The sequence below is a fragment of the Paenibacillus septentrionalis genome (assembly GCF_042659865.1).
GTDB lineage: Bacteria > Bacillota > Bacilli > Paenibacillales > Paenibacillaceae > Pristimantibacillus > Pristimantibacillus septentrionalis.
The window spans coordinates 44026-56009 of the sequence record NZ_JBHSTE010000002.1 but is presented as its reverse complement, the minus strand read 5'-3'; the positions used below and the strand labels follow the sequence as shown (position 1 = coordinate 56009).

9 protein-coding genes and 2 pseudogenes are annotated in these 11984 nt (G+C 42.9%); 10 read left to right on the top strand and 1 reads right to left on the bottom strand.

Features of this window, described 5'->3' with window-relative positions; translation table 11 throughout:
* Positions 1-91 precede the first annotated feature (91 nt).
* The 4 genes and pseudogenes from ACFP56_RS05145 to ACFP56_RS05130 all read left to right on the top strand — a co-directional run.
* Complete coding sequence (locus ACFP56_RS05145) at positions 92-1714, top strand: xylulokinase (RefSeq protein ID WP_379231901.1); 1623 nt, start codon at positions 92-94, stop codon at positions 1712-1714.
* 1337 nt (positions 1715-3051) lie between these two features.
* Positions 3052-3546, top strand: coding sequence for a DUF2716 domain-containing protein (locus ACFP56_RS05140; RefSeq protein WP_379231899.1), 495 nt, complete (start codon positions 3052-3054; stop codon positions 3544-3546).
* A 195-nt stretch (positions 3547-3741) separates the two neighbouring features.
* Positions 3742-4904, top strand: a pseudogene (locus ACFP56_RS05135) (IS3 family transposase).
* Between the two features lie 307 nt (positions 4905-5211).
* A pseudogene (locus ACFP56_RS05130) lies at positions 5212-5550 on the top strand (SDR family oxidoreductase); the annotation flags it as partial.
* A gap of 16 nt (positions 5551-5566) precedes the next feature.
* Here ACFP56_RS05130 and ACFP56_RS05125 read toward each other — a convergent pair.
* Positions 5567-6049, bottom strand: a complete 483-nt coding sequence (locus ACFP56_RS05125) for a MarR family winged helix-turn-helix transcriptional regulator (RefSeq protein ID WP_379231894.1) — start codon at positions 6047-6049, stop codon at positions 5567-5569.
* Positions 6050-6214: 165 nt separating this feature from the next.
* Between ACFP56_RS05125 and ACFP56_RS05120 the strand changes: the two genes are divergently transcribed.
* From ACFP56_RS05120 to ACFP56_RS05095, 6 genes are all read left to right on the top strand, one after another.
* Positions 6215-7141 carry an FAD-dependent oxidoreductase gene (locus ACFP56_RS05120; RefSeq protein WP_379231892.1) on the top strand — a complete coding sequence of 309 codons (927 nt, stop codon included), beginning with the start codon at positions 6215-6217 and terminating at the stop codon, positions 7139-7141.
* On the top strand, positions 7123-7827 hold the full coding sequence (locus tag ACFP56_RS05115) for an FAD-dependent monooxygenase (RefSeq protein WP_379231890.1): 705 nt from the start codon (positions 7123-7125) through the stop codon (positions 7825-7827). The genes ACFP56_RS05120 and ACFP56_RS05115 overlap by 19 nt, the downstream gene beginning before the upstream one ends.
* A gap of 19 nt (positions 7828-7846) precedes the next feature.
* Positions 7847-8230 (top strand): hypothetical protein, encoded by a 384-nt coding sequence (locus tag ACFP56_RS05110; RefSeq protein ID WP_379231888.1) that lies wholly within the window; start codon positions 7847-7849, stop codon positions 8228-8230.
* Positions 8231-8257: 27 nt separating this feature from the next.
* Positions 8258-9388, top strand: a complete 1131-nt coding sequence (locus ACFP56_RS05105) for an NADH:flavin oxidoreductase (protein WP_379231886.1) — start codon at positions 8258-8260, stop codon at positions 9386-9388.
* 334 nt (positions 9389-9722) lie between these two features.
* Positions 9723-10277, top strand: a complete 555-nt coding sequence (locus ACFP56_RS05100; RefSeq protein WP_379231883.1) for an NAD(P)-dependent oxidoreductase — start codon at positions 9723-9725, stop codon at positions 10275-10277.
* Between the two features lie 502 nt (positions 10278-10779).
* Positions 10780-11799: a tyrosine-type recombinase/integrase gene (locus tag ACFP56_RS05095; protein WP_379231881.1), complete on the top strand. Its 1020-nt coding sequence runs from the start codon at positions 10780-10782 to the stop codon at positions 11797-11799.
* The last annotated feature ends 185 nt before the right edge of the window (positions 11800-11984 follow it).

Genomic DNA, 11984 nt, shown 5'->3' with positions numbered 1-11984 from the left:
GATTAGGAAATGTCGGATTGGATGTTTGATCTGGACATGTGAAGGAAACTGTTTCGATGTAATGTTAACTATAGAGAGGAGTAATGAGATCTTGGTTCCAACTATAAAAAATGCGATAGTTAGAGGAGAAACCTCGCTTGGCATTGAATTTGGCTCAACAAGAATCAAAGCAGTGTTGATTGATTATCATTTTAATACAATAGGCTCTAGCAGCTATGAATGGGAAAATCAATTGATCGATGGTTATTGGACCTACGATCTCACTGAAATGATTAAGGGGTTGCAAGAAACCTATCGCCAACTAAAACAAGATATTGAGAATAAATATGGTGTAACTTTGCAAAAAGTCGGATCAATCGGATGTTCTGCCATGATGCAGGGATATATCGTACTTGATCAATCAGGAGATCTATTGGTTCCATTTCGTACATGGCGAAACGCCACAACGGGTACTGCTGCATCAGAACTAACCGAACTATTCAATTTCAAAATTCCTCAACGTTGGAGCATTGCGCATTTATATCAAGCGATTTTGAATAATGAAGAGCATGTCAATAAGATAGATTATATGACCACATTGTCAGGTTACATTCATTGGATGCTGACTGGTACCAAGGCTCTTGGAGTAGGGGATGCTTCTGGTATGTTCCCGATTGATAGATCTACACGCCAATATAATAAAGATATGGTCAGCAAGTTTAGCCATTTAATTGCTGATAAAAATTACCCGTGGAAACTACAAAATATTTTACCTGAAGTTTATGTCGCAGGTGAACATGCTGGAAATCTTAGTGAAGCTGGCGCCCGACTATTAGATCCATCAGGAGCTCTACAAGCAGGTATTCCGCTATGTCCTCCAGAAGGTGATGCCGGAACAGGAATGGTTGCTACTAATAGTGTAAAAAAGCGTACTGGAAACATTTCGATAGGCACGTCGATTTTTGCCATGCTTGTACTGGAGAAAGATCTGTCTGCTGTGTACCCTGAGATCGACATCGTAACCACACCTGATGGCAGCCCTGTAGGAATGGTTCTTGCTAACAACTGCTCCAGCGATATTAATGCATGGCTTGGCTTATTCCGTGAATTTTATGAGGCAATGGGATTACATGCCGATAGTAGTCAGCTATATCATGTCCTGTTTAACAAAGCGCTGGAGGCAGACCCCGACGGTGGTGGATTGCTTAGCTACGGATACTATTCAGGCGAAAACATAACCGGGATAGCCAAGGGGCGTCCATTATTCGTTCGTTCTCCAGAAAGTCGCTTCAATCTGGCTAACTTTATGAGAATCCATCTATTTTCTGCGTTTGCTGCATTAAGACTCGGGTTGGATATTTTGACACAGAAAGAACAGATCACGATCGACCGTGTTTTTGCACATGGGGGATTGCTCAAGACTCCGCTAGTCGGCCAAAAAATGTGTGCAGCAGCATTGAATGTTCCCGTTTCCGTTTTGTCTACAGCTGGTGAGGGAGGCGCATGGGGGATGTCAGTTCTAGCTTCTTATATGGTTAATAAGGAGCAACAAGAGGAATTGACTCATTATCTAGCCACAAAAGTATTCAAGGATGGCACAAAAGGACAAGAGATACATCCTGACAGCAAGGATGTAAACGGCTTTCTGTTGTTTATGGAGCGTTATAAAAAAGGGCTGCCGATTGAGCAAGCAGCCGTAGATCATTTTGTGGAAACTGGAAGAATTGAGAACTGATAAGTAGGATAGGAAATTTAACACCAAACAAGGGGATGATCACTTGGGTTTTTCATTTGGCTTTTTTTTCAATCTTTATATTTCTTTTTTACTTATGAAAAGACTCATAGAAACTACTAACCATGCAAAGGTATCGAATACAGCATATAAGTCAGTAGGTAGGGCTGATTATGCTAAACAGCGATGGAGCCAATCCATCGCTGTTTTTGCGTTTGAGCTATAAATCGTATACTTTATTTAGTAATTGGTCCGATGTATATACAATCTTATCGCCATATTATATGGTATAATTTTCTAATACGTAATAGTGTTATATATACAACCAAAGTGAGGTCAATATGGAATGAATCCTTTAACAGCTATTAAGATGAATGTTCCATTATGCTTCAAAAAAATAGCTTCAAGTTTGTTTTTTCCTTAGTACGTGAATAAGGTAGTTATAGGAAATACATGAATAGAGGAGGTTATCAGGAGTGACGCTATCATTGTGAATACAACCACAAGTAGAATTAATTAAATTCCATACAAGCAAATATTTGTTATAATGTGAAGGAATTCCATGTTTAATAAACGCGGTTCGTCAATAATCTGATATTTAACGCAATTACGAACTACGTAAATAAGGTAGTTATATGCCAGTGACAACCCCGAAATGGTTTAAAACGTATAACGTCCACAACGTCCTGTTGTTGAAGAAAATTCGATTAAAGATTAGTTAGTTAAAGGCATCAAAAACTGGAAACACATGTTAAAATATAATAATCAATGATTAATACGATTGAACTTGAGTGTGGAATAGAAAGACGTAGTTACGAAGTGAACTCGGTGATGTTCGCAGGCGCGGATTGAAAAGATTTGATTACGAAGCGGACTCGGTGACGTTCGCAGGCGCGGGTTAAAGACTTAATTACGAAGCAGACTCGGTGGCGTTCGCAGGCGCGAATTGAAAGCTGTATTCGAGAAGCAAGGTTGTTATTAATTCAAATCTGAAAACTTAAAAAGAACAAGTTTTTTGTTTTCACTGTAAGAGTCCACAAAGAGGCTGTAGTTTAGAAGCCAAATCCTACCTTAGAAGCTAACCCCAAAAATAAAAAAACATAATTGTATTTAAGAATTTGATTAAAAAGCATGAGGGACGCCGTCCATGGCTTAACTCGAAGAAGTCGGGATTGCACCAGCATATAACACAGCATTAGCGCATCGTCGCATGCGCTCCTCGGTCACTGGTGGTGCTTTTGACAGAGAAGTAGATTCACGTGACAACCTGCTTTCGCAGGTTCGTTAATGCAAGAACGTTATCTGCAATAGACCGAAATCCAAGTGAGGTGAGAGCAACGATGTATTGGCAAGAACTAGACGACAATCTCGATAATTCTATATGGAATAAGATCTATACTGAATTTAGATTTAAACCTAGTATACATGCGAAGGACTGGCCTAGTTTTATTGCTCCTTCTCCTCATGTAGTTTACGATATTTCCAACTTATACGGGGCACAGTTTAATGAAACTTATAATGATTTAGAACGGTCGGTTTTGAAAGCGTTTGTTAAATGTACGGACATTGGAGAATCTGTGTATGCACTAGATTGGCAGCATTCCTCATATTCATTTAAGCCTCATACACAGCCAGTCGGGGATGATAATTGGCCGATTAAGTTATACCCAGATGGAGATTATTATTTTTTTATTAGTAGAGATTTCTCCTGGGGTTATTTGGGACATCCTTGGGAACAATCAATCTGTGTCTTTGGTGAACAACTTTTAAGTTCCTTCGAAGAAGATAAACCTCTACTGTTTTCTAAAATGATTAGATCAACAAGACGAGCGTAGTCGGTTGATTCGAAGAAGCCGGTCTACTGCAGATAACACCGCATTCACGCTGCGGGCCGCTGTCGCGTCCCTTGGTCCGCCCGAAGGATTTCGAGGAAGCTGGATCAGGCGGACAACCCTGCACTGCCTAACCGCATCGTATAATGGACCCATAGGGTTGGACACAAATCTATGAAAATAAGATAAAATGAATCTATGAAGAATAAGCGGAAGTCCTATAATCCTGAAGAGAAGGCCATGATTGTTTTAGAAGTACTTCGGGAGGAGAGCACCCTGAATGAGATTGCCCAGAAGTACGAAGTCAGTCCACAGTTGATTAGCCGGTGGAAAGCAGAGTTCATAGAGAACATGCCGGCGGTCTTCAATAAGAAGAACACAGAGGTCGAAAAGATTAAACAAGAACATGCTGCTGAAAAGGAGGAGCTAATCAATCAAATCGGGCAGCTGACTGTGGATGTGAACTGGCTCAAAAAAAAACAGCAACAGGCCTTGGAACTGAAGAAAAGAAAGCGCTGATTGATCTACACCACCCTAAGCTGTCCGTTAAGCATCAATTTGAGCTATTGGATCTTCCTAGATCTACAGCCTACTATCAGAGCAAGATGCCTACGAGGCCGTCCCAAGAAGAGATCGAGATCAAGAATGCGATTGACCGAATCCACTACGACGAGCCATCCTATGGCTGCAGGCGGATTCGCACTGAGTTGAACAAGCTGGGCTTCGAGATTGGTAGAAAGCGTACCCGCCGCTACATGGAAGAAATGGGAGTCATCGCATTCTACCCTGGCCCTAATCTAAGCAAGCGAGACGCAAAGGCGAGAACGTATCCTTACCTACTCAGAGGCGTGCCAGTCACACGAGTTAATCAAGTTTGGGGCATCGACATCACGTACTGTGGAACCCCGACAGGCTTCATCTACCTCGTAGCCATCATTGACTGGTATTCCAGGTTCATCATTGGATACGCACTGAGTAATACGATGCAGTCTGACTTTGTGGTCAGGGCTGTGAAAGATGCCATCAAAGTCCACGGAGCACCGGAAATCATCAACAGTGATCAGGGAAGCCAATTCACATCAAAGGACTATATCGACTGCATCAAGAGCTATGAGACCATTAAGATCAGTATGGATGGCAAAGGGCGGGCAACAGACAATGCCAAGACAGAACGTTTCTTCCGCAGCTACAAATGGGAGAGGCTCTATTTGGAATACCCTGAAACGGTATTAGAATTAAAGCAGATGACCAAAAAATACATCAACAAGTACAACTGGAACAGGGGCCATCAATCGCTTGACGATCAGACACCTGCGAGTGTCTACTATGCCAAAGACAACCTGCAAGAAATGGCAAACTAATCTAAAATCGAGGAGGCAAGAGTATATCTTAAGTTTATGAATTTGGTGTCTTGACAGGCGGGGACATTACACTGGGTCACGGCAAGCCGTTCTTCGCCGGTCCGCGGCCGCCGCTGCGCCTCGTGGCAAGCGATCGAATTGGCGGGCAGGTGATCAGGTTGACCTACGTTCCAGCTTAGTTGTGCGGTTGACCCAGCGGCCTAAAGGGCACGTTACTTTAATAGGGATTCTCCGGCTGTAGCGGCAGTCAGAGGATCCTTATTTTTTAAAATTTGTTCAGTTATGCGAATGACATAGAAATCTTAATGGGCGTGTTTCAAATATCGCCCCATTGGACAAGATGGGCGGCATAACGCCTACCGCTGCGGTGTTACTGCGCCACGAAATACGCCGTACGGCCATCACGGAAGGACTCCGTCTCGAGATGGGCGGCGATATCCGCGTGACACTGATTTCTCCGGGCGTAACGGAATCCGAACTTGCCGACAGCGTCTCGGATGAGCAATTCCGCCAATTCATGAAAGAGTACCGCCAGATTGCCATTCCGGCATCTGCGATTGCCCGTTCCATTATGTATGCCACAAAGCAGCCTGTCGAGGTCGACGCGAATGAGATTATTGTCCGGCCGCCGGCAAGTCCGAATTAACCAAGGCAAACGGTCGTCAGTTCATATCATCGTTCGATTCCTTAACATCTGCAAGTTGGTACAAAAGACAAAGCAAATGGCTGCGGCTTTCTGAAGGAAAGGAAGCCAATACCTTTGCAGCTGCTTCGATCATGGCTTCCCCGGTTTTTTTTATAAGAGGTTCAGCAGTTTCCGTAATCTGTATCAGTGTAGCACGACGGTCATTCGGATCAGGTATACGTACGATGACATTTTCTTTTTCTAAAGCATCAACAAATTGAGTTACGGTACGCTTTTTGATTCCTAATTTTGTCGCCAAGTCACTCATTTTGATCTTTCCTGCTTCTTCAATACATTTCAAAAATCGCATCCTTGGCCCAGTCAAATAAGCAGGCACATCCTGTGCAGACAGATGAGCCTCAAACTGAGAATGAACAGAGTGAGTCGTTTTGAACAATATTTCTAACAGAAACTCAGGTGTGGGTGGTTCTGTTGGAAAATAAACTTTTGACGTATCCATAAAATCCTCCTTGACGCCCTGCTTTTTAGTGTGTATACTCACTTTACATTCATTTGGTGAGTATACACACTATTAACATGCACACTATAACTATACCGCTAACTATATTTTAGGCTTTCTTATCGTCTTTGAACAGTACAAATGTTGAAAAGGAGTTCAACAAAGATGTCTAAAAAACAGATCCCCGTTTTTATTGTAGGTGGTGGTTTGACAGGTTTATCCACAGCACTTTGTCTAGCAAACCAAAACATTTCTTATTTGCTTATTGAACGACATGCTGGCACCTCTATTCATCCTCGTGCAAATGGTATGAACGTCCGTACGATGGAGATTTTTCGAGAGCTCGGAATTGAAAAAGAGATTCGAGCTGCCGGAGAGGTACTGGGAAAAAGCAATGGCGCTATTGAAGTGAAGGTGCTGGCGGAGACAGATCTAAACGGGCTCAAACGAATAGCGCCTAATGGACATCAATTAAAAACATTAATCGGAGAACAAGTAAAAAACATCAGTCCAGTTACAGGTTGTGCATGTTCTCAAGATCAGTCAGAACCCGTTTTGCTCAAGGAAGCCCAACAACGAGGTGGTGATATCCGATTTTATACAGAGCTTATTGCTTTTGAACAAACAAAAGCTGGTGTTCAAGCGGTGATAAGAGATCGGAAAACGGGACAAACAGAAACCTTATATGCCGAATACATGATTGCCGCTGATGGAGCCAAAAGTCAAGTGCGTCAAGCTTTAGGAATTGAGTTTACAGATGGGGGCTCTTTTGGGCATCATATCAACATTTATTTTCAAGCCGATCTGAGGGAGTTGGTAGAAGGCAACGAATTTATTCTATGCAACATTACGAATCCTGAATCACCGGGAGTATTGCTATCTGTTAATAACAAAGATCGATGGTGTTTTCATGTTGCTTACCATCCTGAAAAAGGAGAATCATCCGATGATTTTCCACAGGATCGTTGCATTGATCTCATACGTAAAGCAATCGGTTTACCCAATCTAGACGTTACAATACTAAGCCTTCTTCCATGGGAAGCCGCCTCACGAATTGCGGAGCTTTATCAAAAGTGGGATCTGTTTTTTTAGCAGGAGACGCAGCTCATGTCACGCCGCCAAAAGGAGCATATGGCGCAAATACAGGAATACAAGATGCTCACAACTTAGCTTGGAAACTAGCTGCTGTTTTACGCGATGAAGCCAATCCTGATTTGTTGACCACTTATGAGCAGGAACGCAAACCAGTAGCTCAATTTGCTACGAATCAATCTGTTCTGAATCTTGCAGATGGAGAGGGGCGTGTGCATCCCCTTATCCCTGCTATCGGTTATTTATACCAATCGGATGCCATTGTCTCAGAAGAAAATATAGAGATTCGATTAGATGAACTGCGATTAGATGGCGTACCTGGTAAACGAGCTCCACATGTTTGGTGCAGCTATCGAGGGAAACGTACCTCAACAATTGATTTATTAGGGAAAAACTTCGTGTTGTTTACAGGAGATAAAGGAAAAGAATGGCTAATTGCAGCATCAAATGTTTCCTTACGTTTAGAAATTCCAATACAAGCATACCAAATAAGTGCTTATGGAGAGTTAGCGGATATAGACAATAATTGGAATGAAGCGTATGGGATACGCAGTGAAGGTGTCGTACTAATAAGACCCGATGGTTTTGTCGCTTGGCGTACAAATGAACAGATCGAAAATAAAGCGGAAATGTTAGCAGAAGTATTTCAACATATTTTATTTCATAGAAAGCAAACAATAGGTTAATACACAAGGAGTGAATCGAATGAAGAAGAAATCTATAACCGTTATTCGTATTTTATTTGGATTGATGTTATTGGCATTTGGAGTTGTTGGATTGCTAAATCTCGCGCCAGAGTCACATTATGCAGAACCAGCAACTAACTTTATGGATGCGCTGATCAAGACCGGTTATATCATGGTGGTCGTACTTATAATGAAATTGCTAGTGGGAACAAGCTTACTGATCAATCGCTTCGTTCCACTTGCTTTAGTTCTGTTTATGCCCATCTCCGTGAATATGTTTTTATTTCATTTATTCCTGGACACTGCTTCCATTTTCCCTGCATTGGTTATCGTTTGCCTGAATAGCTATCTTCTTTTTGCTTATCTGGAGAAATATAAACCGTTTTTGGGAGCAAAAAATTAATTCATTTCTTTTAGGAGGACTGTTATTGTGGAAAATAATAAAGAAATTCAACCCGCTGGTTCTGTGGAGTCATTGTTTCAACCCTTCAGGTTCGGTAATGTAACGCTATCAAATCGAATCGTAATGGCTCCGATGACTCGCAGTTTTTCTCCGGGAGGTATACCTGGACAGAATGTAGCAGATTATTATCGGCGTCGAGCTGAAAATGATGTCGGGTTAATTGTGACAGAAGGCACTTTTATCAATCATCCAGCTGCTGGAAACGATTCTAATGTTCCTAATATTCATGATGAAGACGCGCTTAACGGATGGGCAAAGGTAGTCGATGAGGTTCACGGGGTAGGCGGCCGAATCATTTTGCAACTCTGGCATGTTGGAATGCAGCGTAATGTAGGAGATCAACCGAATTCACACGTGCCGCCGATTGGACCTTCAGGGCTTGCCGTATCTGGTGTGAAAGTAACGGAACCGATGACAAAATCAGAAATTCATACCGTGATTAAAGCTTATGCACAAGCTGCTTTCAACGCAAAGCGGCTAGGGTTTGATGGAATTGAAATACATGGTGGACATGGTTATTTAATTGATCAATTCTTCTGGAAAAAGACGAATCAGCGTACAGATGAGTATGGGGGTAACCTCATTCGTCGTACCCGTTTTGCGGTAGAGGTGATTGAGGCTTGTCGACGTGCAGTAGGAACCGATTTTCCTATCTCGTTTCGTTTGTCTCAATGGAAGCAAGGAGATTATACAGCAAAATTAGTAGAAACTCCTGAGCAGCTTGCAGATTTTTTAACACCTTTAGTAAAAGCGGGTGTCGATATCTTTCATTGCTCTGCTCGTCGATTTTGGGAACCTGAATTTGAGAACTCTTCTCTAACTCTAGCAGGATGGGTCAAGAAACTATCGGGAAAATCAACCATTGCAGTTGGCTCAATAGGCCTGGATCAAGACCTTATTAGTTCATTATTCCAAGGAAAAGAGACAAAAAACACCAATATCCAAAATCTAATTACGAGACTGGAACAAGGAGAATTTGACCTGGTTGCAGTGGGTCGTGCTCTGTTGGCTGATCCTGCGTGGACTGTCAAAATTCGAGACAATCGTATTCATGAAATTTTGCCCTTTTCAAGAGAAGTTCTAAAGACATTGGTTTAGTTATAACTGCCGCTGGCATAGCGGTAGATGTCATCAATCGCGCCGTCCGAGAAGATGGCTTGCTCGCACCCTGCATAGGCCAGATGCCGTTCACGTAGTCCCCGGTCTGTACCCGGAGCGGGCGCATGGAACATATGAAAAATGCCCAGGGCGACAACATTTGTGCGCCTTGGGTGTTTGGAAGCAAATGGACGGCCGTTCCCGCGGCGAAGGCACTTTTTTTAGTATGTGGCTGAAGCATGTGGCTACATAATATGTAAACAAACAATTAACAGGATTAACTGGCTTGGATCGGTGCTGACCGTCGGCCACTTCTCAGATGTAAACAACATTCATGGATCAGTTTCGACGTTACCCGGGCACCACCCACTTCGGTCTTCGAATCGTAAAAGGGGATGTGTTTGATTCTGGGACCTTCCATCCGGTTATGGAGGGAAAGGACGCGGTGGTGTCCGCGTTGGGGGTTCAGCAGCGCAAACCGACAACGGTTTATTCACAGGGAACCCGCAACATTATGGAGGGGATGTATAAGTATGGTGTAAAGCGATTGATTTGTGTATCGTCGAGTGCTTTAGAGCTCCCACCACAAACCCCCTTTTTGAGCCGATTTTTTCTTGAACAATTTTTAAAGCGTTTGTTGAAAAACCTCTATGCGGATATGGAACGCATGGAACATGCTGTGCGCCGATCTGATCTGGATTGGAGCGTTATTCGTCCTCCCAGACTGACGAACGGGCCGGTAACGCATAACTATAGAATATCGGTGAATGAACCAATGGTTAAACCTAAAATGATACGAGGTGTTTCCAGAGCGGATGTTGCCGACTGTATCGTATCGCAGTTAAACAATTCTGCTTCGCTGCATGGCGTCATTGAAATTTCGTATTAGGCTTCATAGAGGTTCAGATTATCTCATGCTCACACGAGAGAGTGTTTCTTGTAGTGATTAAACTGGAGTTTTAATCACAATAAGGATAATGTCACATGGTTAAAGTAAACCAAGGTTTCGAAGCCTTGGTTTACTTAGTTTTGGCTAGGTTAAACCATATTTGCTGATGCAGTTTCCTAAAATGTGGATGGGACATTGTGATGGCGTAATGACTAAGTACTTAGTGCATAAACTGGTTTGGTTCCGCTTCAACAAATGCTGGATTGATGCTACTCACAAGAATAATGAAAAAATTCATCATTACTAACGGAAAAACGATATTCAATCCTGTTGACCGCCCTTTCAGTGGGGCGGTTTTCCTTAGGTCCAATTTGGCTTCGGCTTTACGGCAATTCTTCCCCTTCGTGAGGCGTATTAGGTCCGATTAAAACCAAAAAATGAAATGAATAATAGAAAGTTTATTGGAACAAGGTCATGGATAAACGGATTGGAGGGATAAAGGATGAATGGGAATGTGGTTAACCTGTTTCAAAGGAACGATAGTGTGCACAAAAGACGCAATAACGAATTGTATGATGTAGCATCATTCTCAAGTTCTGGTTACCGATTGACGTGGGAAGAGGCCGTGAAACTATTCCTTCAAGCTCGCCGAGCGGAAACATCAAGCGATGATACTATAAAATTCGAGCAAAGCAGTTTGGCATGTTATCGCCGTATTTTGCAGGAACAAGAAATTGAAGCAGACATCTACGAAGTAACATCGGATTTCTTGCGGAACTATTTTATTATGTTTATGGTGGAGGAAAAAGGCTATAAACTCAACACCATCAATAACCGAATTAAAGCGATGAAGCGATTCTTTCAGTTTTTGTTCGACGAAGGTTGGATTCCGTACAATCCCGCAGAACACTTGAAACTGCGTAAAGGTCATCAGCCCACGATACCATCGTTTACCGAGGAGCAAGTGGTGACGTTGCTCCAGCAACCGGATCAACATACGTTTACCGGCTTTCGGGACTTTGTTATGTTATCCCTCATTCTCGACAGTGGCTTGCGCGTTGGCGAACTGACCAAGCTGAAAATGAATCAAGTGGACCTCAAGGAAAGCCAACTCCTCGGAGTTATCGGGAAAAGCAAGAAGCCGAGGGATATTCCATTCTGCGATGACGTGCGTAAACTGCTGATCCGGTATATCAAAGCAAGAGGAGAACTGCCAACACAGTATTTTTTCGTAACACTTGATGGGCGTTCGATGGGCGTTCGCGCATTTCAATCCTCGCTTCGCAAATATGGTGAGGAAGCCGGCATTACGGATGTGCGAGTAAGTCCGCATACACTCAGGCATACGTTTGCCAAGATGTATATTCTCAATGAGGGCGATCCGTACAGTTTACAGGACATACTGGGCCATACTTCACAGGATATGGTGAAACGCTATGTCAATCTGTGGCGGCCGGAGATGCGGTCGAAGCATACGAAATCTTCACCGATGCGGCATTTGTACAAGGGAAGGTTACTGTAACTCAGAAAGAGAAGACACCTTGCAAGTGCCTTATCTTTTCACGGTTTAAATAATCCGTTTCATGTTTTCCACTGGGCTGAATTTTTTATGCTGCTGCTTAATATCGCTGCTGAATAACTCGACATAATAATCGACCATGTCCAGGGTGGCATGTCCCAAAATACGCCGAAGGGTAAACGGGTCGC